This is a genomic window from Legionella qingyii (assembly GCF_003184185.1).
The window spans coordinates 73,520-100,002 of sequence record NZ_QHJG01000010.1; the positions used below are offsets into that span (position 1 = coordinate 73,520).

The following is a 26,483-nucleotide window of genomic DNA, read 5'->3' on the forward strand; positions in this document are numbered from 1 at the left end:
CTCAATATAAAAACTATGATCAATAAATTATTTCATCGAATAAAACAACTGCATCAAACACCAGCAGGTAAAATTATTTCTAATGCATATCGGATTATTTCAGTTGATGAGAATTATCAAAATACCGCTCAAATTTACGTTAAAGTCCAAGTTACTGGTAAGGCGGCAAATTTTGATAAGCCAATAAGTGAACTGTATCAAAAAAAATGGCTGGATAATTTTTCGCATGAAGATGTAGTGCATATTGCGGCTTTATATTCTGCCGAACAAACCAATAATATGGATTTAATTAAAAGATTTCCCAAACAAACATCCGCAAACAAATCCAGTGTCATTAGTGTAGGTATATTGTTTACAACTTTTTTAATCTTATCGAACTTAGCTGCTTTTAAAATAGCTGCATTTGGTTCCATCAATTTTGCTGCTGGTTTAATTTTTTTCCCTTTAACCTATGTCTTTGATAATATTTTGACTGAAGTATATGGATTTAAAGTAAGTAGACGGATCATTTGGATGGCATTACTTGCGAATACTATTGTATTTTTGGGTACCTGGCTTACCATTTATCTGACTCCATCACCCTACTGGCCTCATCAAGAAGCTTATGCAACAATATATCAAGGAACATTAAGGGTTTTCACAGCTTCCGTCATTAGTTACTTCTTTGGTGAATTTGCCAATTCAATTATTTTAGCCAAACTCAAAGTGCTGACATCTGGAGAGCGGCTTTGGCTGCGCGCGATTACAAGCACGATGATCGGCGTTGGTATCGATACACTACTTTTTACTCATATTGCCTTTTTGTTCATAATCCCCTACGCAGGCATTTGGCAAATTATTGAAACGATGTATTTATTCAAAGTACTGTATGAAATATGTGCATTGCCGATTACATATCAAGTTTCAAATTATTTAAAAAGAAAAGATAATGTTGATCACTTCGATGTGAAAACCAATTTTAATCCGTTTTCATTAGAGCTTTGATAATGGATTCAACAATTTGTTTCGTTTTGATCTTGATTACAACCAGCAAGAAAATGATTTTTTAAAAACGAAACCATAAAATGTAGCCATGTACAGCACAGCGAAAGTTGGTTCTGAGCATGAATCAACTTCTTTATCAATGTTCCGCTGTACTGCCCATGCTACTGTTCAGTAACAATCAATGAGTGAGGACTAAACTTCCCTCTTTTTTCGGTGCATCTTGTATGGTTAACTCTTTCTCTGCTCTCGCGATGGCAGTAAGCATCTTATCTTTTCCATTAAAAAATGTGCAATCCAAAACAGCACCAGGCTCTGTTTCGAGGAATTGTTTGAGAAACTTCACCCCATCGAGCATGTCCTCTTTAGTCAATTCATCCAGACTTTTTTCCAAACCCAAAGCTTGTTGGAGGGTAAATAGCAGATCTGTATCGAGCATCTTGGATTGCTGTAATAACAATACATAACCACCAAAAAGCATATAGCTGCACGTAGAATCATAACAGGCTTTCATTTTTGTTAAAAAAGAACTGTGGTCCGTGGTCTCAAGATTCTCTTGAATTAATGGAGTATAAAATAAACTAAAAATTATATTTCTTGATGTGTCTGACTCAACATATTTAATAAGACTTACATTAATTGCCTCTTCGTCTAAATTTTTAAAGACGTTAAAATCTTTATAATCTTTTGCCACCCCTTTACACCATTTCTCTATATCTTTTTCAAGCTGTTGCCGTTCATTTTCAATTTGCTCTGCTAGAGTTTTAACAAATTCAATTGCTGTAAACCGATTTAGGATAGCTGAACCTCGTCGCGTATGCTCATCGATAATATCTTGTAAGTATGATTTGAAATTTCTATCTTCAGCAAAATGGGGGTATTTCATGAAGCGAGGAACTTTCTCTTTATCTTCAAGCAGCATGTTGTTACGAAAGACTTCTAATGCTTTGACAATAGTTACAACATCAAGAGTTTTTAAATCATCTGCTCTAAATGTCTTTTTTATCAAGTCTGAGTCTAATTCTTTAAATTTCAATGCTCTTCTTATCGCTTGGAATAACTTACAATCCGTTACATTACATTTGCCCCATATAGTCCAAGATGCATAGTAATTAAAATTATCATATTCCTTAATTAATCGAAAATAACGATGAATTAATGCTCCTAATAAAAACAAAGCCCCCTGCTCTGTATCTTTTTTATTTTCTTTTGGAATTTGACGTAATTCATTAACCAATTGATTAAACACCTCAATCTGAGGGGTTCGATCTGATTTACATTTAATTACTTCATTTGTTCTAGCAATTAATACATCAAGACTAGACTGTTGTAGTGCAGATGCTCCATCATTAACCTGGCCATCCACTACAGTATATCTGCCTAATATAGTGGAATATTTTGTTTCTAGGTTCAGCGTATTGACTCTAAATTTTGCAAACGTTGGCGGAATAAAAGTCATACATCCTCCTTAATACATACTCATTCCCAAAGAATTCATAATTCCCCTATAAAGTCCGTATACAGATGAAGAATTCTTGCTAGACGAAAAATATTTTGCTTCATGAATGTCCTTTTGAATTGTTGCTCCTAATCGCTTATTTAGCTCACTGTATGTTTCTTCTTCGCGTCGTTCAAATACAAATGTGCAATAGTAACTGAACTCGCTCAAACATGAATTAAAAAAATCCTTGTCCATTTCTTCAAGAGATTGGACTTCTAAATGACTACGAAATAAATCAATCAAAGATTGATAAAGATAATTACTTACTGAAGAACTGTATTGGAACCACTTAACCAAATAAATTCCAATAAGAACCTGTCTTCTAAATTCATTAAAATCATCTAGAGTTAGCGTAGGATCTCTCTTAACAACTTTAACATATTGGATTAACTCATATGTCTCATCTAAACTGTGAGCCAGCATACTTATTGTATCCGCATCATCGATGGCAACATGATTAGGAATGAATAAGGAGAAAAAATTCAAACATCCCACATGGTGTCCATAAGATCGCGCTAAACACGTTGCTAGTCTTTTCGCTTTTTGCTGAAATTCGGCAAACTTTGTCATTGCGTCCCTCCTGCAAATTTTGACCCGCAATAACTGCAACGCGTCATTGTCCAAAAATGTAAACGCCTTCATTTTTTATAGCAACCTATAAAAAATATTGCAACTATTAATTTAACTAATTGAACATAAAAAGAATTAAACGTCTTTTTTCTAGTTTTTTTATGCCCAATAAGTTCTAGGATAACTCAGCAAGTTAGATATGAAGAAGGAGTTATAAACTAAGAATGAAGCCCGAGTACAGCACAGTGGAATCGGAGAATACAGTATTATCGCTTCCGGATCCCACTACCCTGCGCTCAGACTACTAGATTATCTTGAAAACCGCTCGTCTATCGAATTGATTAACTGTTGATGAATCCCATTAAAACCTCGGTTACTCATAACCAAAACTGCATCTCCTGCTTGCACTGTATCGGTTACTTCTTTAATAATTTCATCATGGTTTTTACAGATCTTATAAGGACAAGTCCAGTTACTTACTGTTTCATGCAAGTTAAAATCGTGTGGTTCTAAAACATACGCTCCATGAACTGGTTTCAAAGCATGTGCCATTTCATCCGCGTGAACACCAGTGCGCATGGTATACGAAGCAAACTCTAACACTGCAAAAATACGTTGATGTCTATTACTTTGTTTTAAAGCATCAACCGTTCGCATAATGGCTGTAGGATGATGTGCAAAATCATCATAAACAGTTATATCATGTTTATTTGACCGAACCTCTAATCGACGTTTAACTGGTGTAAAACGTTCTAAAGCTTTCGCTGCAACTTTTGGCTCAACTCCAGCATTTACACTAGCAGCAAGAGCTGCTAAACCATTTTCCACATTAAAACGCCCAATTAATGGCCATTTGACTTCGGCTACTTCCTTTCCATGATGTAATACTTTAAATGCAGAACCATTTTCCTCAATCAATTGGGCTGACCATTGAGCATCTCCATCCAAAGCCAACTCTTCGATTCGTGAATATTGGCCACGTGCAATCACTTCATTCAATGCTTTATCATCTCGTGGTTTAATTGCGACACCGCTCGCTGGGATAGTTCTCATCAGATAATGAAATTGCAATTGAATCGCTGCTAAATCAGGATAAATATCCGCATGATCAAATTCCAGATTGTTTAAAATAGCAATTCTTGGACGATAATGCATGAACTTAGGGCGTTTATCAAAAAACGCACTATCATATTCATCTGCTTCAATTACAAACCATTTACCCGAACCAAGACAAGCACTCGTCTTGAAATCAGAAGAGACACCGCCAATTAAAAACCCAGGATTAAATCCTGCTTGATGTAGAATCCAGGCAATCATTGAAGTAGTCGTCGTTTTGCCATGCGTACCAGAAACAGCGATTACTTGATATTTGGATAAAATATTTTCAGCAAGCCATTGTGGTCCAGAAGTATATTGCTTACCTGATTCGATGACTGCTTCAAGTACAGGCATTCCTCTTTTCATCGCATTACCCACAATGACCAGATCTGCTTGCAACGCTAAAGTAGTATCATCATACCCTTCAGTCCAGATTATTCCTTTTGCTGCAAGCAAATCGCTCACTGGAGGATAACAATTAGCATCACTTCCAGTAACCTTATGTCCTGCATCACGCGCGAGTAAAGCCAGAGCGCTCATAAAAGTTCCGCTTATACCTAAAATATGTAAATGCATGATAATCCTAATTTCATTCTAATAAAGAAACAGTTAAAACATTAACCGCTATTAAACCAAATGCAGCTAAGACGGATTGAATCGCTGTTGTGTTTAAAGCGAACTTATATATATGTGCTATGATAACAAACTGCCAAACAGATAATCCTAAACTGAAAAATAAATAAAGAACACCAACAAATATTAATAAAGGATTTCTTAAATTAAGAGCAGACAGATAAGGAGCAAGAATCATCAAAGGAACCACCAATATATGAATAATAATATTGATACAGTATAACGAGGTGACCGTTTGCACCAATCGCGAAGTCAATCCCTTAAAATACAAAGTCAGGTAAGTATAAATAATATAAGAAATAACCAAGCATATTGAAATGAATGCATTATTGATTAGATCTTCAGAAGAATTGAAATAAGAATAATCCCATTCAATCGTCATAAGTAAAATCAACAAAATACTACTTAATACCATCCGGGAGATGGAGTAAGGTGTGTTTTCCGGGCTGTCCTTTAATAAACAAATATCCCAATAACGATCAAATATAAGATGTAACATTTAAGCTAAATCCCTCAGATTAGGATTCTTCCTTTCTCATTATTTTCTTAATAATATCGAGTTGTTGAACAACAGGTTCGTTCCAAGGTCCTGAAATTTTGTAACTGTATGCAGAAATTTTTTGCATACTTTGGTTAATAATTTTATTTGCAACCCAGGCTGCGACACCCGCTACAGGACCACCAGCAATAGTCGCAACAACAGGCAAACTTGCAGTTATATGTGGGGATATTTTCAAGTTCAGATCATAAGTATGTTTGACTAAATCAAGATCTCCTTTCATGCTTGCATAAGCAACAGGACCATCAAGATAACTGTCTTGAGTACCCATAATTCCCTTATTCACTAGGAAGTTTCCTTGAAAAATATCGAAACTATATCCTTGATGTGCCAAATCACTAAAATCTAATTGTAAGCGGCGTGGAATGGTTTGCAAACTTAGGATACTTAATAATTTACCGAGACCTAACTTTTCTTCAGTCTCCTTACTGAGATGCGTAATTCTTCCATTTTTAAGTTGTAAATACATCGATCCTTTCAACGAAGCAAGAGAGAATTGATACAAACTTTTATTCCAACCACCATGAAATTCCATATATCCCTTTTTTGCATGTACCGTTGGGGTTATATGCCAACGCTCCAAAGTTTTAGCCAAATTTGTGATATTCAGTTTTACATCAAGATTAGTTTGATTTAGATTCTCTTTCTCAATCCATTCTCCCTGAACATTAAACTGATATACTGGAGATGTGATCTGGCAATAGTCCATTTTCCATTTTCCAGCAGTGGATTGGCTTTTTAAAGTTACATCACCCACTTGCACTTTTCCTACAGACAAATTATCAACTCGTAAATTAAGATTCGGTATTTGGTTTGGATGCACCTGGTTAGCCTCAGTAAGTTCCTCTCCTACTGAATCAATCTTATCTAAATTTAAATGGTAGATATGACCACTTAATTCATTTGCAGGTGTTCGATAGATTAAATCCGCCGCAATGTTTTTCTGCTGTAAATTAAAAGACCAATCTTTACTAGGCAATATTTTTGCTTTGACTATCATTTTATTAAATTGCTGCTTCAAAAGGCTCAATTTATCTACAGTTACATTGATAATGCGCAGATTGTTTAATAAGGATGTTCCTGCTTTTGGTGAAGAAAATTGATTATATACATCCTTCCATTCTTGTAGATCAAATCCTTTTAAAACACCAACAATAGATAGTCCAGGTAATTTTTGATTTACAGCATTGGCGCTACCTAATCGTACTTGTCCTGAATCAAAAGCATATGCTTCTTTCGCGTTTTTAAACAGCAGATCTGCACTTAAACGATTGTCGTAATTTCCTCGTAAACGCATTAATTTTTTCGCATTGAGCTCAAGATTTAATGCCAGAGGGGCCTTGGTATCCGATTTTTTACCTAAAGGCTCCGGCAAATTAACATCCAATCCTTCTAAAGAACTATTAAAACTGATGCTGTCTGCTTCAGAGGGTTTATCACTTAACCTCAATACCGTGTTCATATCGAATGAACCATCAACTACAGAAAGAAACGGTAATTTAAATTGGTTTTTCAAGGAATCAACCGTACATTTTCCATCAATTGCGATCGTTGTAGCAGGCCTGGGTACTTTAACTGATTGAATTTTGATATTCATTGGATGTCCCAAGATACTGGCAAACAGGTAACTATCGATTATCCCTGTTTCATTAAACATCAACCCACCTGATACATTTCGTACAGCAAATTGACCTAATTCATGATTGACTGTGATCGTATTATTTTTAAAGGTCACATTCCCTTTAGCAAGCACTTCATCATTTTCTGGATATAGAGGCACCTGTACACTCAAATCAAGTAAAGCTGAGCCCTTGACAGACAACATTTTTAAAAGCGATAGCTTTTTCCTTAACGGAGACGCCATAACATAATTCATCATTTTTTGTACTGATGCATCAATTTTCCCTGTCACCAATAAACTCTCTTTATTTTTTCCTATGTCATTAATGCGCAAAAACAATTGCTTTGCAGGTACACCCTGGAAATTAGCATGGACTATATCAATATTCAGATTACGATTTTTTAGATGAATATATCCATCAATCTCCTTTACAACCGGCCATTTGGAATTAATTGCAAGCTCTCCCCCGCTTGCATAACTTTCTACAGTGAACTCGCCTGTATTGTTATCAAAGGGGAAATCTTTTGCCAAACCATTCACTCTTACTCTTCCACTCGCGACTGCGATACGTTTTAAGTCATTCTTAAGCCAAAGATATAATTTGGGTTTCATGTGCTTTTTAGGTAAAAACGCAACCCATTGCTGCCAATTTTTTCCAGAAAACTCAGCGCCTAGACGAATATTACCTACAGATTGTCGAGTCGCCTGATCGATTGCTCCTTGCATACTTAATGTGAGTTCGGGCTGGTTTATGACAAGTCGTTCCATACTTATTCGCAAACCATCACTTAACTCTTTCCAATCAAAAGCTCCATTAATTAAGGTTAATGTTTGTTCTGGATAACCTTTAACTTTTATTGAGGTATTTTCAGAGTCAAGTTCTAAACGTCCTTGTTCCGGCTGCCAATTTATGACACCTGAAAAATTTTTTACTTGAGGAATATTGTCCTTGGCATTCCACCCTAATTGCTCAAAACGTGTTAAAACATAATTTATTGAATAGTCATTTATGGAAAAATCATTTCCTCTTATGTGTAATGTGTCATTGGCATTCTGAGATGCGCCAAGAGATGACGAGGATTGTGATGTTAATTGTTCATTCACAGTAAAGGTGTTAAAAACAGGGATTGGGGGAATAACTGAAACATTCGTATTTAAGGCGACAAGAATCTGGGTATCTTGCAAGATTCCTTGAGGCTTCATGCTCAATATATTTTGGATGCTTTTGGGCCAGTTAATCGCATTAGAAAACAGCGATTCAATAATGATTGATTTTACAAATAATTGGTAACTTTGTTGTTCTCTATTGTATTTAAGCAATAATTTGTTCTCAGGCCATGTCACACCACCCACCCGCAATTTAATCGGATCGGCTTGAAACTGCCACCCCAAATTGTCGGGCTTCCAAGAGAGATTGGCAAAGAATGATTGAATAAGCTGACTCTGCTGATTGTTCAATAGTCTCCAAGCCAGTCGCTTAAATGTTACCTGCGCTTGTATTGAAGAAATCGCCCCATGATGCACATCAAGCCATAAATTAATATAACCCTTACCACCTTCCAAATGTTCTGTTGCTTTAGGAAATAAACTTTGCCATTGAGCAGGTACAACATTTTTGGCTGAAAAATAAAACTTTCCTTCGATATCCTCAAAATGATCCGGATCAAAATATCCATCGCCTAGCAGCTGAAAATTAGTACTACTGGTTTGTGCAAGCCGCGCTTCGCCCTTAAATTTATAATGCCCACCCCGATTAATAACCGAAACATTTAAACCATTAACAGGAATCAATCCTCCATCACTAAAATGGAAATATGCTGAAACCTGCTTAATAATTAAGTGTTCTTGTTGCGATAGCCAAATCAAAATCTGCTTGGTTTTCTCGGGAGTCATATCGCTGCTATTCAGCGAGTCGGTTGCAACACCATCAATAGTCCAGTGATGATCCTTCTCTCTCAAATTTAAATGCATGTCATCAATATAGAGGACCCCGGGTTGGATCTGCCAATTCCATAACGATTTAAAGAGGTTAATACCGACTAACAATTTATTGATACGAAATGCATGCTCAGAATCATTACCTAAAGTAACCTGATTTAATTTAAGCACTGGTTGGAACCAATACCATCCTGTTTCCATCGCTTGTATAGTTACGGGTTGCCCTATAAGAATTGAGAGATGATGTTCAACCTCCCCCTTATATTCTTTCGCCCAGGGTGTCAAAGATCGGAAGATGCTGGATAAAACAGCCATAAAAATAATCAGGATGGCTAAAAGCATCCAAATTCTTTTTACTACTTTGCTCACGCTTAGTGTTCGATTACTCATTGATTTTTTTACTATACCATTGCTTTTGCGCATACTCATCATTTTCTTTTTGTTCGATGCGCTGGAGTTTGAGTTGTTCACTCTTATTAACCCGGTCAACCAATTGGTTGACCCCTTCTTCAGAAATCTTTGCCTGTTTGTAATTTAGTTCGGCCTTAGACCTTACTTTCCCTAAATAAGCTAAATGTGCATTCAATTGTATTAAAGCTGTGTCCAAATGGCTAATAAAATCGATTCGATTACGTAGTCGAGCAACTACAGTACCTTGTTCACCAATTTTCTCAACTTGTTTTAAATAATCCTGTCGATAAGACACCAATTGCTCATGCTTTAACTTATTATGTTTGAATTGTTCCTGTGCTTTTAAAAGATCTTGATATGCGGCATATGTCGCTTCCTTTTTGATCTGCAAAAGTTGTTTTAAACGCTCCAATCGCTGACTCATCAATTAGCTCCAAAAGATGATACTAATTGGGATAACATAGCCACACTTTCTTTATAGGTGAACCGTTCGTTGATACCTTGCTCCATATATTCCCGAATTTTATCTCGAGCATGAATCGCTTTATCAAGATTAGGATCACTTCCCTTAGCATATGCACCGAGCAGAATGAAATCTTTGTTTTTCTCATATAGTGATAAATATTTTTTGAATAATAACATATCACTTATTTGTTGTTCAGGAACTATAGTTTGCATTACTCGGCTTATCGATGCCTCTAAATCAATAGCAGGATATTGTCCTTCTTCAGCAATAGACCTGTTTAGAACAATATGCCCGTCCAAAATAGCTCGTGCTGCATCAGCAATCGGATCTTGCAAGTCATCCCCTTCAGTTAAAACTGTATAAAATGCAGTGATCGAACCGCTGCCTGGTTCACCATTACCTGCCCGTTCTACAAGTTTCGGTAATTTCGCAAATACCGAAGGAGGGTAACCTTTCGTTGCTGGTGCTTCACCAATAGATAGAGCAATTTCTCTTTGTGCTTGTGCAAAACGTGTTAATGAATCCATAAGCAGTAGCACATGTTTACCTTGATCGCGGAAATACTCAGCAATACTTGTAGCTACTTTAGCCCCATGCAAACGCATTAGGGGGCTTTCATCTGCGGGAGCTGCCACTATTATGGCGCGCTTTAAACCTTCCTCACCTAAATTCAATTCAATAAATTCTTTGACCTCTCTGCCACGCTCACCAATCAAGCCAACAACAACTACGTCCGCTTGGGTAAAACGAGTCATCATTCCTAATAAAACAGATTTTCCTACCCCTGATCCCGCAAACAATCCAATTCGCTGTCCGCGCCCAACAGTAAGTAATCCATTAATTGCACGAATGCCTACATCCAAAGGTGTATCTATGACTGCCCTTTTTAAAGGATTAACTGCTGGGCTAATTAAAGGATATGCATCCTTCATCTCAAGAGGTGGACCATCATCTATAAGAACCCCAGATCCATTGACAACTCGCCCTAGTAATTGAGTCCCCACTTCTACCTGTGCAACGCGTCCAGTTGGCGTAATGATCATTCCTGGGGCGAGTCCCTGAATCGCCCCTATAGACATCAAATAAACTCGATCGTGGCTAAAGCCAACTACTTCCGCTTCTATTGTGCGTGATTCATCAATAGTAATAAAACAACGTGCACCAACAGGTTGATTAAACCCTTTGGCTTCTAAAGTAAGACCAACTGCCCGGCTTATACGGCCGCAATGTAATAACCCTGAATGTTCTTTTTCTCGAATTTCAGACAATACCTTAACCAGATGAGACTCGTAAATTTTCATCGGTTAACCCTGATCTTTTAAGGGGGCAATTAGATTATCTTGAGTAATATACTTTGTAAACAAAGTCGCTAGACGGGTATATACTCGGCCATCCAATTCACTGTGTTCGCCCTTTAAATAGAAATCGCCACGGCTCAATAAAGGATCTGCTACCAGAATCTCTTGTAAACCTGGTATTTCTTTTTCACCAAATTCACTTTTAATCCAAGCTACATCATCTGGATGCATAGCAAAGATTTTGTTAGCTTGTAAAGAAGGCAACTCTAATTTGATGGCATTGAGTATGTTTTTTAACAGATTAGGATGAACGGATAACTCAATCCCAATACAATGCTGGCTTAACCAAATTACAGTTTGTATAAACTCTTGCGTAACTTGTTCGTCTATTAGCTTTACTGGATTTTGTAATAGATCAAACCATCGTAAAAACTGCTTTCTTTTTTCCTCAATTTCGGCTTGTGCTTGTTGCATGCCTTCGGTATAGCCCTTTTTTATAGCCTCTTGTTTTAGGCGTTCACACTCAGCGAGAAAAAGTTCCTCTTCATTAATTTCTACTTTTGCTTCATTATGAGTTATTGACTCATATTCCCAAGCGCTAAACCCACTATTACTTTCTCTTTTCTTAAGGTAAGGCTCAAATTCATTCGACATATACTTATCATCCTGAAAATCATATCCAATCATAAACGCAGCCTCGTGGGATGAAACTAAAAAATAATTCTAGCTTGTTGCGCTTCAAACCCTTAAATCATATCATCGCCACCTTTGGAACCCAGAGCAATCTTACCGTCTTCAGCAAGGCTTTTTGCTATACCCAGAATATCTCGTTGAGCACGCTCTACATCAACAACTTTCACAGGACCTTGTAGCTCAATATCTTCACGCAATAAATCAGCAGCGCGTTTAGACATATTGGAGAATATTTTTTCCTTGGTCGGTTCAGTTGTACCTTTTAAAGCCAGCTTTAATTGCTCAGGCGTCACATCACGCAATAAAGTTTGCATGCTCCGATCATCCATATCCACTAAATTCTCAAAAACAAACATTTTGTCTCTGATTTTTTCACTTAATTCTTCGTCCCAATCTTTAATTTTATTTAATACCTCTTCTTCCATAGAGCCATCGAAATAGTTAATTACATCAGCAACACTCTTAATGCCTCCTACAGAGGCGGTTTTACTTACTTTCTGCCCACTAAGTTGTTTTTCTATAACTTGTCCCAGCTCTGATATCGCTTCTGGTTTTACTGTATCAATATTGCACATACGCAATAATACTTCCGAGCGTTTATCGACACTAAAATAACGCACTACTTCTGCTGCTTGCTCACTATCCAAATGAATTAATATAGTAGCAATAATTTGTGGATGTTCGTTACGAATTACATCAGCAATTAATCGACCATCCAACCATTTTAAACGATTGAGTCCGCTGTCTTTATCTGAAACCAAAATTCGGTCAATGAATGGAGTCGCTTTTTCAAGACCTAAAGCTTCAATGAGTACTGTACGTAAATAATGCTCCGTGTCTACTGTTAAACTCGTTTGCTCTCCAATTGCATGGGTAAATTCAACCAATACATTTTCCATTTTTGCCTTGGTAACATTGCTCAGCGTCGACATTGCAACACCCACCTTTTGTACTTGCCTCGGCTCCAGATGTCTTAATACTTCAGCAGCATTTTTTTCGCCCATACTCAATAGTAAAATGGCCGCACGCTCTATTCCATCCATAGTTACCCCCGATCAACCCAATTTTTAACTACTTGTGCAACACGTTTGGGCTCCTTATCCACAACCTGCCGTAATAAATTTAATTGTGACTCATAATCATTTGCATCTTTGATTGAGATTGTTCCGTCGTAAGTCAAGTCTCCTATAGGCGGTTCATCACTCTCAACTTTACCCTCATTTCGATTACTGGCAAGTGTTTTAAGCATTGGTCTAAGTACACCAAAGATTAAAGCCAAAACAAATAACGCAGCTACTGCCTGCTTGACTATCGACCAGAAAATATCCTTCTGCCAAAAACGCTCCTCAGGAATAGCCGCGACAGGATCGGGTTTAACAAAACCTGTATTGATCACATTCAAACTATCACCACGCTGTATATTTAACCCAATTGCATCTGCAACAAGCAATTTGATTTGATCAATTTCCTTTTGAGTCAACGGGGCTTTGGTCATTTTTTTAGTTTTCTCATCCATTACCGCTCGATTATCTACTAAAACTGCGACTGAGAGACGTTTAATTGTCCCCGGTTGATTTTTAGTATGACTAACCGTTTTATCCAACTCGAAATTTTTGGTGCTTTGCTTACGCAAATCTGTGGATTGATTTGTATCCGATGCTGTTTGCGTTTGTGGCGGTGGGCCATTTTTAGGAGGAGTATTCTTGGCTGCAAGAGCAGGATTGGTTTGTGGTGTATTAGATAAAGTGCCTGGAACTCCAACAGCATCACTTGAGGAACTACGTTTTTCCTCCATTGTTTGTTCGCTACGCAAAGAAGGTAGTTCAGGATTAAACATTTCTTGTGTTTGTTCATAACTTGTAAAGTCAATATCCGCAGAAACTTTCGCCCTAACTCGACCATAACCAAGTATTGGCGTTAAAATATCCTGAATTTTTTGAGCATATTGATGTTCCAAATTTTGTCTGTAATCTAAATATCGTTCTGTATCTGTAAAAAAGGTTTGCCCCCCACCTTCATTTAGCAATTGCCCATCCTGATCGACAACAGTCACCCGACTTGCAGATAAATTTGGAATACTGGATGCAACCAAATTCACAATTGCTGCAATTGTATGTTTTTTAAGCTCTAAACCAGAATAGACATCAAGGAAAACTGAAGCGCTGGGTTCATGTGCATCACGAACAAAAGCTGATTCGCGTGGAATTGCTAAATGAACTCGAGCTGATTTGATATCATTAAACTTACTTATAGTACGAGCCAGCTCAGCTTCCAGAGCTTGCTTATAACGCGCATTCTCCATAAATTGGCTGCTATTAAATGCATTAGCATTTGAAAAAAGTTCTTCTGAACCAACGGGATCACGAGGCAATCCTTCCATTGCCAATTTAAGCCGTGCATTTTGGAGATTATCAGCCGCAACCATAATCATGCTGTTGTTATTATCAATCTTAAAATCAATTCCATTACGTTCAAGAGCAGATACTACCTCAGCAGCGTCACGTGCATTCATTTGCGTATATAAGGGAACATAATTCGGATCGCGAGACCATAAAACAACAGCTAAACCAATTGCAATACTGGCAGCCACACCTACTAATAAACCAATTTGTCGAGCAATAGAGAGATTCGCAAATTTTGCTGCGACTGTTGATGCACTATCAGCCAATGCCATATTAAACTCCTAATTATACTGGCATATTCATAATGTCTTGATATGCTTGTACCACTTTGTTACGAACTCGAACCGTAGCTTCAAGCCCCAAATTGGATTTTTGAGCTGCTATCATAACTTCCCCTAGGCTTACATTAGGATCCCCCATTTCAAAACGTGCTTTTAAAGAATCAGCAGATTGATTTAATTCATTGACTTGATTCATAGCTTGTTGAAATACAGAGCCAAAAGGAGATTGATTTGCTTCTGTCTCAATAACTGAGCCTTCAGCTTTAGCAGACATTGTCTTGATCTGATTTAGTAAGTTAACTGTATTAATTTCACTCATATCCCTATTTACCTCATTAATCGGTGTTTTATCCATTTTATCTGTTACCCGTGGATTCTCGATGTGAATAGAATCGCTTAATCCGCAGATATGGCTTTGCCTTGCAGGCCCACCAAATACCCATGCTGGAAAATTTTTTTATACTGTATAACCCTCTTCGCGCATTTTTGCTAATTTATAGCGTAGAGTACGCTCACTTACCCCCAATAAAGCAGCTACTTTTTGTCTATTTCCTTCATTCTCCAGTAAAGTTTTTTCGATTAATTCAAATTCATGAATTTGTAAATTTTTACTGTTGGCATTTGAAGTAGTTTCAGGAACCAATGTAGCATTTAATGACAATTGTAAATGCTCCGCTTCTATAATACCTTGAGTTTGTAAAACTAAAGCGCGTTGAATCACATTATCTAATTCACGCGCATTTCCTGGCCAAGGATATGCCAACATCAGTTTCTGAGCAGCTGGACAAATCACTGGAACGACACGCTGTTTATGGTGACAGTGTTTACGAATCAGATAATTAGCTAATGGAATGATGTCATTCTTTCTTTCACGTAAAGGATGCCACTGTAAAGGGAAAACATTCAAACGATAAAATAAATCTTCCCTAAAACGACCAGCCTTTACTTCATCTTTAAGTTGTCTATTCGTAGTAGCTAAAATGCGAACATCTAAACTAATTGTTTTATTAGCACCAATTCGCTCTACTTCTTTCTCTTGTAAAACACGAAGTAATTTAGCTTGCAGGCTTAAAGGCATTTCGCTTACTTCATCAAGAAGCAAAGTTCCTCCCTGCGCTTGTTCAAATTTTCCGGGAGTGGATTTGTAAGCACCAGTAAATGAACCCTTTTCGTAACCAAACAAAGTCGCCTCAAGCATTTGTTCAGGAATTGCAGCACAATTAATAGCAATGAAAGGTTGTTTTTTTCGAGATGAATGATCATGTATAAAATGAGCCAACACCTCTTTACCTGTTCCGCTCTCACCACTAATCATCACACCAACATCTGATTGAGCTACTTTTAATGCCATAGTTAATAAGGCCTGACTTTTAGGATCCTTTGCAATGGGCTCACCAGTATCTTCATCAAACTCTACTTTAATGTATTGGTTGATTTTTTCAGTCAATACTTGAGCGCTGAATGGCTTTTGTAAATAGTCTACCGCGCCATGATGAAGTGCATTCACTGCATCCTGTACTGAGCCATAGGCAGTCATCAAAATCACAGGCAATCCAAGTCTTCTTTTTTGGATCTCTGCGAGCAATTGATTTCCATCCAGTTCATCCATACGAATATCCGTTAATACTACTGATGGATTATGGATTTCTAGAAGGGCTAAAGCTTCCTTGCCATCTTTAGCGGTAATATATGTATGGCCAGCAATAGTCATTGTTTCAGCCAGCGCTTCTCTTAATACTGGATCATCTTCAACGATTAAAACATGACTCATAGAAAAGTCCTTTTTCTAAGTGTTATAAAAAGGATATCATCCTAAGCCTGCCAGAGCACTTCATGAATTTTAATCTAAGTTAAATCAGAAGTGCTTTGCCATATTCAGGATGACAACTCAACATATTTACGGCAAAAACAAATTAACTTGTGTACCGACTCCCTCAGTAGATTCTAAACTGAGTCGACCTCCATGTGCTTTTACTACCGCATAAACAACTGCCAAGCCCAAGCCATTACCTTGGGCTTTTGTAGTATAAAAAGGAGAAAACGCTTGGTTTCTCACCTCTTCTGTCATTCCTTTACCATTGTCCTCTACTGATATTTGTATACCTGAATTATCTATAGATGCAAGTGTTAAATTAATTTCTGTTGCATCTGATTGTAATGAATTGATCACCAAGTTTAAAACAGCACCAATTAATGATTCTGCATGAATTAATGATTCACGAGTGGACAGTTGATTATTCACATTGAAGGTAACATTTTTAGCCAAAACATAGGGCTGTGCACGTTGCACTAGCAGGGAACACCAATAATTCATATCCATGCGCCTTGGCTCTATTGTAGTACCTCGTGCAAATAGTAATAAGTCCTGGATTTGTTGCTCAATGCTGGTATGACATTCTTGCAATCGATGAATCCAATTTTGAGTACGCACTTCTAAATCGGGAAGATTATTCAGATGTTCCGTATATAACATCGCCGAAGCCAATGGTGTTCTGATCTGATGTGCGAGTTGTGCAGTCATTGTACCAATTGAGACCAAACGCTTTTCATTTTCTTTGGCTTTCTCATAATCTCGAGTAGCAGTTATATCAGTTAAACTGACTAATATACCTGGCAAACTATCCAAAGTCGCGATTGCTACGTGGACTCGACGCCCATCTGCCAGAGAAACTTCATGCCCATCGTCGGCACGAGGAACAAAAGCACGTAAAATCACATCCAACCACAGAGAATCGAGTAATCCATATCCCAACATTGCTTCAGCGGGTGGATTTAACCAAACAATTCTTCCTTGAGAATTGATAATTACCAAAGCAGTTGGCAAGCTGGATAAGATATCCCATTCAGAAAGAGGTATTTGAGGCCTTACGGCACATGTTTGGTAATTAGAATAATGCATACTGGATGAAATTATTATAATTAATTAGAGGACTTTAGCAAATTTAGAATAAAATGAAAATACATTTAAAATCATGTAATTAATTACTTGAAAAAGTATATTGCATCTTTTATTGACAGAAAGTATAATCCATGATAAAAATATTGTTATTAAATTAGACAAAATAAGTAATTTTATGACAATAATGCGCCCCAATATGAATATGTGCATGAGCTGCCTGAACATTGTTTTTCAGGTTGGGCATGTGCAGTTGAATTTGGCGCTATAACTTCCCCACAAACCCAATACCAATGTTCAGGATATAGTTTCATAAAAGCGCCCTTAAAAAAATAGAGGGCTTATCCATGAGCATATGCATTTTAAAAGGGATAAACAGCGAATCCATTGATGAAATAAGTTATCCGATCATCAAGGGATGTTATCAAGAGTTAATTGACGCTTTAGTCAAAAAAGGTTTTTCACTCGAAAGCATCAAAATTTATTTTGATGACGAGCAGCGACAAATTCATTTTGACTACTATCCAGATGAAATGGAGGTTCTAATCACATATACGGATTTTGATGAAAAACTACAACTTAATCTAACCCAAAAACCTTTTGCATCGAGTTGGGATGGTAATCGCTACCGTCTTTGGCATAATAAATCGGCGGATGAATATGTATCTGAAATTAAATCGTTATGCCAGTTGTCCGTTGATTTGGCCCACCAAACAAATTATTCTCATTCCAACTGGAGTTTTTCACAAGCTTCACACTCTTATTTCTCAGTACCACAAAGAAAAGAAGCATTGAAAAAATCCTTTGAAGAGTTAAAAAGTAAAAAAACACTCCCGAAAGGAATCTACTTAGGTGAAATTCATCATCACAAATTTCCAAAAATATTTCTTGTTGAAAATCTGGAATACTTTAAAAAATTAGGAATAAAAACCTTATTTTTTGAATTTCTTTTTTATGATCGTCATCAAACATTACTGGATACATATTTTAATAGCTCTAGCGAAGATCTTCCTCCCGAGCTAGCTGCCTATCTATATTTCAAAGATGTAGCAAGTGGATGCGGGTTTTCCGGTTACACTAATATAGTCAAAGCAGCCAAAAAAGTTGGAATTCGTGTAGTAGCCCTAGACTCTTATCCAGCAATTTTATCCTGTATTAAAAGTTTTCAAATTAAACACTTGGATGGAGATGATCATTTCAGAATTCATAGTTTCAATGGCAATGCAGCGAAAATTATTGAAAAAGAAAATAATGAGGAACCCTATCTGGCGTTTTTAGGCTTTGATCACAGTTACGTTAGTGGAAATTCTCGTTATAAAAACATTAAAAGTGTTGCGGAATTGTTACCCAATACATGTTCGGTATTTCTTACAGATGGTCAAATAGCTTATAAAAATTTTTATGCACCTTTTTTTAGTAATGATAAACCATTGGTATTTAATTACAGTCGACTTGATGAGGCAGGAGCCGATATTATTGAGTCGAGTTGGAATATTCCGGATTGTAAATTATAAGAGAAAAGATATATGGAGTCGAAGGAACACTTAATACTGAAACTTGATTTGTGGGCGTCTAGCCTGGAGAAGCATAGCGACAATCATGCAGGCTACGATCCTCGCTTTTTCTCATCGAGTGATTTTAGAAATGCCAGCTTCTCTGCAATTTTAATTTCTAATCCACGAGGAACTGGTTTATACCAGCCAGGTTCTTGCATATCATCCGGTAAATAATGTTCTCCAGCAGCGTAAGCATGTGGTTCATCATGAGCATAGCGATACGCTTTTCCATGTCCTAGTTTTTTCATTAAACGAGTAGGAGCGTTGCGCAAATGAACAGGCACTTCTCGAGATTTATCTCGTTTTACAAAGTCCATCGCTTGATTAAAAGCAACATATGCTGCGTTACTTTTTGCAGCAATTGACAAATAAATAACCGCCTCCCCTAGAGCAAGTTCTCCCTCCGGAGAGCCTAGCCTTTCATAAGTTATTGCAGCATCGTTTGCAATTTGGACAGCTCGTGGATCAGCTAAACCAATATCTTCCCATGCCATCCTAACAATTCGCCGTGCCAAATAACGTGGATCCACCCCTCCATCCAACATACGGCATAACCAATATAATGATGCATCAGGATTAGAGCCACGTACAGATTTGTGTAATGCAGAAATTTGATCGTAAAAATTATCACCACTTTTATCAAAACGTCTGACCTGCTCTGCCAATGAATTCATAACAAATTCTTTAGTCACTTGTTTATTATTCATTGCAGTACATGCCGTGTGTAATTGTTCCAGACTATTTAATAATCGTCTTGCATCACCATCAGCAAATCCGATAAGCATTTCTATCGCATCGTCATCAAATTGAATATGGGACAAAACAGTCTGATTCGCCTTTTGAAATAATCGTTTTAACTCTTCATCTGTCAAGGATTTTAAAACATAAACTTGGGCACGTGATAATAAAGCTGAGTTTACTTCGAAAGAAGGATTTTCTGTAGTAGCGCCTATGAAGGTTACTAAACCAGATTCCGTATAGGGCAATAATGCATCTTGTTGAGCTTTGTTAAAACGATGAATTTCATCAATAAACAATATGGTATGTTTACCTAAGTTTAGATTTTCCTGTGCTTTTTCAATTGCTGCGCGAATGTCCTTAACCCCTGAAAATACAGCAGAAAGTGCTATCCATTCGCAATCAAAAGCTTCTGCAGTAATTCGAGCAATTGTTGTCTTGCCAACACCTGGTGGTCCCCATAAAATCATCGAATGAAGTTTTTTAGCTGCAAAACTGAGCCGTAAAGACTTCCCTTCTCCCAATAAATGGCTCTGACCAATCACTTCATCCAGGCTTCGGGGTCTTAGAAGCTCCGCTAGCGGTGGCGTAGGCATTGTCTCAAACAAACTCATTGCTGTACCACATCAACCCCTTTTGGCGTTTTGAACTGAAACAAACCAGTAGCCAATTTAGGGTTTAATTTAATTTGTGATAATTGAACCGTAGTCACTTGGCCTAATTGATCGTATAACTCCAATCCCGTTAGGCTATTTTGCCGAAACACTAATTTTATTCGTTGGAAATTCGCTTTAGGTGATTTTGATTTTAAATCAAAAACAATTTCATTACCCATATTACTCTGAGTTACAGTAAAATCTCGGGTAACAGTATTGTCATAGCCGCTTAAGAATAAAGCAGCGGTTCCCCCTAAACCTTTTTTTTGTGTTTTAACAGTGACTTGCTCTAAGTCCTTGTCATAAACCCAAATTTTTTGTCCATCTGCTACCATTAATTGCGCCATTGGCTGCAAAGTTTGCCAACGAAATCGACCAGGTCTTTGTAATGCCATAGTTCCTGATGAACGAGACACTACTCTATGTTTTGCTTTTACAGATTGCTTAAAAACAGCCGTCATTGAACGTATGCTGTTTAATTTGTTCTGTAGCAACACATCAGGAGTTTCACAAAACCCTACGGTAGAAACACTTAAGAGCAATGCTATTAATATTTTTTTCATAATTAATCCTCCGTTACGGATGATACTAAGACATCTCGATAACCACCATCTAATGGACCCACAATCCCCGTCCGCTCCATTTCCTCAACCATTCGTGCTGCACGGTTGTAACCTATTTTTAGACGTCGTTGAACTGCAGAAATACTCGCTTTACGTGTCTGAATAACAAATTCGACTGCTTGATCATAAAGAGGATCATCATCTTCTGCTGATTGACCATCTTCATCAGCCCCACCTTCATTGCCATCACCAGTCAACTTTAAAATATCATCAATATAATCAGGCTCACCGCGAGCACGCCAGTCATCAGCAATACGATGTACCTCTTTGTCATCAACAAATGCACCATGAACTCGTAACGGTGCGCCGCTTCCAGGGGCCAAATACAGCATATCGCCATGTCCTAATAATTGTTCTGCACCCTGTTGATCTAATATAGTACGAGAATCAATTTTTGACGAAACTTGAAACGAAATTCGTGTTGGAATATTTGATTTAATCAATCCAGTCAAAACATCCACAGAAGGTCTTTGAGTAGCAAGAATCATATGAATACCTGCCGCTCGGGCTTTTTGAGCAATACGTGCAATTAACTGCTCTACTTTCTTACCCACGACCATCATCATGTCAGCGAGCTCATCAATCACAACGACAATATAAGGCAGAGACTCCAACGCTGGAGCAGTTTCATCCATTGAGTCAACGGGCTTCCATAAAGGATTAACGAAAGGTTGGCCATTGGCGATTCCTTCAGCGACCTTAGTGTTAAATCCAGCCAAATTCCTTACACCCATAGCTGCCATCAATTTATAACGTCGTTCCATCTCTTCAACGCACCAACGCAAGGCACTAGCAGCTTCTTTCATATCAGTAACAACAGGAGTTAACAGATGAGGAATGCCATCGTAAACCGATAACTCCAGCATCTTAGGATCAACCATGATCAAACGTACCTGTTCTGGAGTCGCTTTAAACAAGATACTTAGAATCATTGCGTTGATACCAACTGATTTTCCGGAGCCTGTTGTCCCGGCTACTAATAAATGAGGCATTTTTGCTAAATCAACTACTACAGGATGACCTGCGATATCTACACCTAAAGATAAAGAAATAGGTGAGTGAGCGTGTTGGTATACATCTGCCAATAAAACATCTGATAGCCGAACCATTTCTCGTGAATGATTTGGTAACTCCAATCCAACTACGGTTTTGCCTGGAATTACTTCGACAACACGAACTGAGATTACAGATAAAGAGCGAGCCAAATCTTTAGCCAAAGCAGTCAATTTACTTACTTTAACACCTGCAGCCAGTTGTAACTCAAAACGTGTTACTACAGGTCCCGGGTGTACAGCAACTACCCCTGCCTGAATACCAAAATCTAATAAATGCTGCTCTACTTCCCGTGATAAATTCTCTAACTCTTGATGGGTATATCCACCCATGGGCTTACCTGGTTCTCCTTTATCCAATAAACTTAGAGAAGGTAATTCACCTGAAATACTAACTTTGGGTATACGAATTTCTTTTACTTCTTTTGCAGGTTTAACAATTTCCGGTTTAACAATTTCAGTTTTATTAGATTCTGGTTTAACAACTTCAGCTTTTATATCACTGCTAACTAAAGAAGGAGGAGTAATAACCTCTTTTTCTTTCTCTATTTTTGGCTTAAATAATTTTGGAGCAGGTTTTTCACGAGGTATTTTGGTAGTTTCATTTGACTTGGAGCGCGCAACTTTATTATTAAAAAACTGCATCGTCTTTTGTACTGTCTTAGAAACATAATTTGTAGTGAATAAGGTATAAAATCCAATGAGCTCGACCGCCCTTATCCAGGATAGGCCGGTTAACCATGTAGTTCCCACCAAAAGCATGGCTAATAAAACCAGGCTTGCTCCATGTAAATTCAGCATTTGATACCAACCACCACCTACAACTTGCCCTATAAATCCTCCGGGGCCATGAATTAAGTCTATTTGACCCATTTCCGCCTCAAGGCTTAATAAACCGCACCCTCCAGCAAACATAAGCATCAAGCCAATAGAACGAAGCAATAAGACTCGCTTATCAAGAGTTTTTAGGGTATGAACATCATGTAACAATGCCCATGAAATATATGCAAAAGCAATGGGTACCAAATAAGCAAAATACCCGAATGTAAAATAAAGAGCATCAGCTATGTAAGCCCCTACTTGTCCACCTGAATTTGCGACAACAGACCCTGCACGTGAAACATGAGAAAACCCTGGGTCACTGTTCTTATAAGACAGCAAAGACAGGAGCACAAAGAAAGCACTTGTTAAAATTAATATAAAACTACCTTCGCTAAGTCGCTTTACAACATAGTTAGGCAAGTGTTTTTTAGAAAGACCAGATTTTTTTCCCGAATGTTGTTTTTCCATAGGTATTTTCATATCTTTGTTTTTGTCATAATATTCGCCATCTTAACACAAAATATCAAAATATTAAGGAAGGCAGAGAGAATGAGCTCAAGCAATCATCACCGCTTAATCATATTAGGTTCAGGACCAGCAGGTTACACTGCTGCAGTCTATGCTGCAAGAGCCAATCTTCATCCCGTTCTAATCACTGGCATGCAGCCAGGAGGTCAATTAACGACCACAACAGATGTAGATAACTGGCCTGGCGATATTGAAGGATTACAAGGGCCCGCTCTGATGGAGCGCATGCAAAAACATGCTGAACGCTTTGAAACAAAAATTATTTTTGATCATATTGTTAAAGCAAATTTGTCACAAGCACCGTTTACCCTTCATGGTGATAGTGACACTTATACTTGCGATGCCCTCATCATTGCTACTGGAGCATCAGCACGTTATTTGGGATTAGAATCGGAATCAGCTTATCAAGGCCGCGGAGTTTCTGCCTGTGCTACTTGCGATGGCTTTTTTTACCGCAACAAAACAGTTTGTGTCATTGGTGGAGGAAATACTGCGGTTGAAGAAGCACTGTATTTATCTAACCTGGCCTCTTCAGTAACGTTGATACATCGACGCGATAGTCTACGTGCTGAAAAAATTCTTCAGGATAAACTTTTTGAAAAAACGCGTACTGGCAATATCAAAATAATATGGAACTCTACTCTTGATGAAGTCGTAGGTGATGGTAAAAAAGTAACTGGTGCCTTAATTCGCAATGTACAAAATAACTCAAAGGAGTTATTAAATGTTGACGGCGTATTTATTGCTATAGGACATACGCCCAATACAGATTTATTTAAAGATCAACTCGTTATGAAGAATGGTTATATTGTCATTAAATCAGGGCTGGAAGGCATGGCCACGAGTACGTCCATTCCCGGGGTATTTGCCTGCGGAGATGTAGCTGACCATGTGTACCGACAAGCCATTACCTCTGCTGGTTTTGGTTGTATGGCAGCTCTTGATGTAGAGCAATATCTGGATTTGAATTTTAAAAATTAGGGTCTGATTAAAATTTGGTGCAGTGAAGTTAGCGCTTAAAATATAACCCTGCTTCACTGCTACTGAATTAGAACATCACTCATAATACCTTTGATGCTTTGTTTTGATTAAGCATTTTCAATATAATATCTTTCCCCATAGCCTCTACCATCTTCATAAATAATGGGGGTTTATTTGCTTGCAAGCGATGCAAATCGGAATAACTCCAGTATAAATAATCCACAGGCTCTCGTGCGTATATGGTAGTACTGGCCTTTCCATCTCTAAAATAACTCATCTCCCCAATAAAATGATATGGACCTACCTCAATAATCGCTTCATCTACCTCAATATAAACCAATCCTTTTGTAATCAACATTAAATTTTCTACAGGTTCTCCCTTGATTAATATTTTCTTATTTCTGGAAGTACCTCGTTCACTTAATTTAATCAGGCGAATAAAATCACTGGTTTGCATACTTACAAAAAACAAATCTTTTACTTGTTGTAAATCATAAGGCAAATCTTGAGGCATCAAATCTCTTAACAAAATACCTATCTGTACAAAATTAATAATTAATGATGCAATAGCCCAATATGCAACCGGGGGCACATCAGCTAATGCTCCATAAAGCAAAAATGATAAATCAGATAATATGAAGATGGTGCGGATAAAGAGTACTTTTCTGAAACAAAGGCTGAGAAGCATTAAAATGTTACCCAAACTATACAGATGATCCAATTGCTTCCTCCAATTCTCGCTTATAATAAGTGTAGAATAAAAAATGATTTATAAGAGAAAAATTCCTGATAAATTGAGGAGTTCAAGTTGAATTATAATGAAATCCACTTCTTTCCAAATCCAGAAACAAGTGATGACCAAGGTTTATTATTCATTGGGGGTGATTTATCCCCTCAACGCATTCTTCAAGCTTACAGACAAGGAATCTTTCCCTGGTATGAACCAGGAACACCAATTCTCTGGTGGTCGCCAAATCCAAGACTCATATTGATTCCTAATGAATTTAAATTGTCTCGCAGTTTGCAAAAATCATTAAAGAAAGCCTTCAGATTCACGATAGATACCGCTTTTAAACAGGTAATTACAGCATGTGCTACGAGTGTTAATCGAATCAATAATACCTGGATAACTAAAGAGATGATCGCAGCCTATACTCAATTACACACTATGGGTTATGCTCATTCCTTTGAAATATGGTACGAAAACGAACTTGTCGGAGGCTTATATGGACTCAGTTTAGGTCATGCCTTTTTTGGTGAATCTATGTTCCATAAAATGACAGATGCTTCGAAAATTGCCTTCTACTACTTATGCAGAACGATGAGTGAATGGAACTATGATTTTATTGATTGCCAAATTCCGACCAATCATTTACAAAGTTTAGGTGCCAAAATTATTGATCGAAGAGAATTTCTTCACATGCTCTATCAGTCTTTAGAGCATCCTACAAAAAAAGGTTCATGGCGCGTCAATTAAGATTTCAAATAGCAACAATCGTGTACTATTATTATACCATATAGGCAATTAATTACCATTTTGTCTCGTTATAGCGTTAGTAATTGATAATTAATTTTATTAAGGAACTCGGAGTATTGCCCTATGGAGTCAAAACAAAATAATGAACCAGGGCCTAAAGTGCCTGTTATTTTTCGACCACTTAGCTGTAACCAATTACATGATATTTTGGAACACAATGGTGCGACAAAGAATGAAACAAAGTCTGTCTTTTTAATAAGGGACAACTCAGGAGGGTTTATAACTGTTTCATATTACTCTCTAGAACATGAAATGGTAAAGAATCTTCGATTTGGGTTAACAAGTGATGGATGGAAAACAGTACCTAAACCTCCTAAAGAGCCTTCATTTACAGATACACTTGAGGTAAAAACAAAATATATCATTGAAAAAGCAAAATTTGATGAAGAAATGCAGAGCTTTATTAATACCGCAAAAGTATTATTTGAACAAAATGTTAGGCCTGAGCAGATTAAAGCACTCAGTTATGAATTACAAAAAAACGAGTTTAATATGCACGGTCTTATTAGGCCCAATCGTGAACAAGCCAGCAAAGAAAGACACTATATTGATTACGTTAAGGATGCATTCTTAATTGAAAATCCTCTTAACTTAGCAATAAAGTAGACTGGCACAAATTATCTTTGAGTTTGGCACTCCTCA

At 37.5% G+C, this 26,483-nt stretch carries 23 protein-coding genes; 5 read left to right on the forward strand and 18 right to left on the reverse strand.

The window, feature by feature from the left end; all coding sequences use genetic code 11:
- The first annotated feature begins 15 nt into the window (after positions 1-15).
- On the forward strand, positions 16-984 hold the full coding sequence (locus DGG96_RS07765) for a queuosine precursor transporter (RefSeq protein WP_110142169.1): 969 nt from the start codon (positions 16-18) through the stop codon (positions 982-984).
- Between the two features lie 178 nt (positions 985-1,162).
- Here the strand turns inward: DGG96_RS07765 and DGG96_RS07770 are convergent, their stop codons facing one another.
- The 14 genes from DGG96_RS07770 to DGG96_RS20790 form a co-directional block, all read right to left on the reverse strand.
- Complete coding sequence (locus DGG96_RS07770; RefSeq protein WP_110142170.1) at positions 1,163-2,440, reverse strand: hypothetical protein; 1,278 nt, start codon at positions 2,438-2,440, stop codon at positions 1,163-1,165.
- A gap of 9 nt (positions 2,441-2,449) precedes the next feature.
- A complete protein-coding gene (locus DGG96_RS07775; RefSeq protein WP_110142171.1) occupies positions 2,450-3,052 on the reverse strand; it encodes a hypothetical protein in 603 nt (200 codons plus the stop codon).
- 309 nt (positions 3,053-3,361) lie between these two features.
- A complete protein-coding gene (gene mpl, locus DGG96_RS07780) occupies positions 3,362-4,726 on the reverse strand; it encodes a UDP-N-acetylmuramate:L-alanyl-gamma-D-glutamyl-meso-diaminopimelate ligase (RefSeq protein WP_165831589.1) in 1,365 nt (454 codons plus the stop codon).
- A 13-nt stretch (positions 4,727-4,739) separates the two neighbouring features.
- Positions 4,740-5,282, reverse strand: a complete 543-nt coding sequence (locus DGG96_RS07785; RefSeq protein WP_110142173.1) for a hypothetical protein — start codon at positions 5,280-5,282, stop codon at positions 4,740-4,742.
- Between the two features lie 19 nt (positions 5,283-5,301).
- A complete protein-coding gene (locus DGG96_RS07790) occupies positions 5,302-9,291 on the reverse strand; it encodes a YhdP family protein (protein ID WP_110142214.1) in 3,990 nt (1,329 codons plus the stop codon).
- Positions 9,284-9,736 (reverse strand): flagellar export protein FliJ, encoded by a 453-nt coding sequence (gene fliJ, locus DGG96_RS07795; protein ID WP_058467987.1) that lies wholly within the window; start codon positions 9,734-9,736, stop codon positions 9,284-9,286. The genes DGG96_RS07790 and fliJ overlap by 8 nt, the downstream gene beginning before the upstream one ends.
- A complete protein-coding gene (gene fliI, locus DGG96_RS07800; RefSeq protein WP_110142174.1) occupies positions 9,736-11,079 on the reverse strand; it encodes a flagellar protein export ATPase FliI in 1,344 nt (447 codons plus the stop codon). The genes fliJ and fliI overlap by 1 nt, the downstream gene beginning before the upstream one ends.
- Before the next feature lie 3 nt (positions 11,080-11,082).
- Positions 11,083-11,763 (reverse strand): flagellar assembly protein FliH, encoded by a 681-nt coding sequence (locus DGG96_RS07805; RefSeq protein WP_240610443.1) that lies wholly within the window; start codon positions 11,761-11,763, stop codon positions 11,083-11,085.
- A 59-nt stretch (positions 11,764-11,822) separates the two neighbouring features.
- Entirely contained in the window at positions 11,823-12,812 is a 990-nt protein-coding gene (fliG, locus tag DGG96_RS07810) for a flagellar motor switch protein FliG (protein ID WP_110142175.1), read from the reverse strand.
- Positions 12,813-12,814: 2 nt separating this feature from the next.
- Positions 12,815-14,443 (reverse strand): flagellar basal-body MS-ring/collar protein FliF, encoded by a 1,629-nt coding sequence (gene fliF, locus DGG96_RS07815; RefSeq protein ID WP_110142176.1) that lies wholly within the window; start codon positions 14,441-14,443, stop codon positions 12,815-12,817.
- Positions 14,444-14,456: 13 nt separating this feature from the next.
- Positions 14,457-14,771 (reverse strand): flagellar hook-basal body complex protein FliE, encoded by a 315-nt coding sequence (fliE, locus tag DGG96_RS07820; RefSeq protein WP_110142177.1) that lies wholly within the window; start codon positions 14,769-14,771, stop codon positions 14,457-14,459.
- Between the two features lie 138 nt (positions 14,772-14,909).
- Positions 14,910-16,223, reverse strand: a complete 1,314-nt coding sequence (locus DGG96_RS07825; RefSeq protein ID WP_110142178.1) for a sigma-54-dependent transcriptional regulator — start codon at positions 16,221-16,223, stop codon at positions 14,910-14,912.
- Positions 16,224-16,349: 126 nt separating this feature from the next.
- Positions 16,350-17,351 carry a sensor histidine kinase gene (locus DGG96_RS07830; protein WP_110142179.1) on the reverse strand — a complete coding sequence of 334 codons (1,002 nt, stop codon included), beginning with the start codon at positions 17,349-17,351 and terminating at the stop codon, positions 16,350-16,352.
- Between the two features lie 173 nt (positions 17,352-17,524).
- Positions 17,525-17,662, reverse strand: coding sequence for a hypothetical protein (locus tag DGG96_RS20790; RefSeq protein WP_165831590.1), 138 nt, complete (start codon positions 17,660-17,662; stop codon positions 17,525-17,527).
- Between the two features lie 33 nt (positions 17,663-17,695).
- Between DGG96_RS20790 and DGG96_RS07835 the strand changes: the two genes are divergently transcribed.
- The gene (locus DGG96_RS07835; protein WP_110142180.1) at positions 17,696-18,862 is read left to right on the forward strand and encodes a TraB/GumN family protein; all 1,167 of its coding nucleotides are present in this window, start codon (positions 17,696-17,698) and stop codon (positions 18,860-18,862) included.
- 92 nt (positions 18,863-18,954) lie between these two features.
- Here DGG96_RS07835 and DGG96_RS07840 read toward each other — a convergent pair whose 3' ends face one another.
- The 3 genes from DGG96_RS07840 to DGG96_RS07850 are packed head-to-tail and all read right to left on the reverse strand — an operon-like array spanning position 18,955 to position 23,263.
- The gene (locus tag DGG96_RS07840; RefSeq protein ID WP_110142181.1) at positions 18,955-20,256 is read right to left on the reverse strand and encodes a replication-associated recombination protein A; all 1,302 of its coding nucleotides are present in this window, start codon (positions 20,254-20,256) and stop codon (positions 18,955-18,957) included.
- Entirely contained in the window at positions 20,253-20,861 is a 609-nt protein-coding gene (lolA, locus tag DGG96_RS07845; protein ID WP_110142182.1) for an outer membrane lipoprotein periplasmic chaperone LolA, read from the reverse strand. Before lolA ends, DGG96_RS07840 begins: the two co-directional genes overlap by 4 nt.
- 2 nt (positions 20,862-20,863) lie before the next feature.
- A complete protein-coding gene (locus tag DGG96_RS07850) occupies positions 20,864-23,263 on the reverse strand; it encodes a DNA translocase FtsK (RefSeq protein WP_110142183.1) in 2,400 nt (799 codons plus the stop codon).
- A gap of 81 nt (positions 23,264-23,344) precedes the next feature.
- Between DGG96_RS07850 and trxB the strand changes: the two genes are divergently transcribed.
- Positions 23,345-24,304, forward strand: coding sequence for a thioredoxin-disulfide reductase (trxB, locus tag DGG96_RS07855; protein ID WP_110142184.1), 960 nt, complete (start codon positions 23,345-23,347; stop codon positions 24,302-24,304).
- A 79-nt stretch (positions 24,305-24,383) separates the two neighbouring features.
- Here trxB and DGG96_RS07860 read toward each other — a convergent pair whose 3' ends face one another.
- Positions 24,384-25,025, reverse strand: a complete 642-nt coding sequence (locus DGG96_RS07860) for a cyclic nucleotide-binding domain-containing protein (protein ID WP_110142185.1) — start codon at positions 25,023-25,025, stop codon at positions 24,384-24,386.
- 87 nt (positions 25,026-25,112) lie between these two features.
- Here DGG96_RS07860 and aat point away from each other — a divergent pair, with 87 nt between their 5' ends.
- A complete protein-coding gene (gene aat, locus DGG96_RS07865) occupies positions 25,113-25,781 on the forward strand; it encodes a leucyl/phenylalanyl-tRNA--protein transferase (RefSeq protein WP_110142186.1) in 669 nt (222 codons plus the stop codon).
- 123 nt (positions 25,782-25,904) lie between these two features.
- Positions 25,905-26,447, forward strand: coding sequence for a hypothetical protein (locus DGG96_RS07870; RefSeq protein WP_110142187.1), 543 nt, complete (start codon positions 25,905-25,907; stop codon positions 26,445-26,447).
- Positions 26,448-26,483 lie beyond the last annotated feature (36 nt).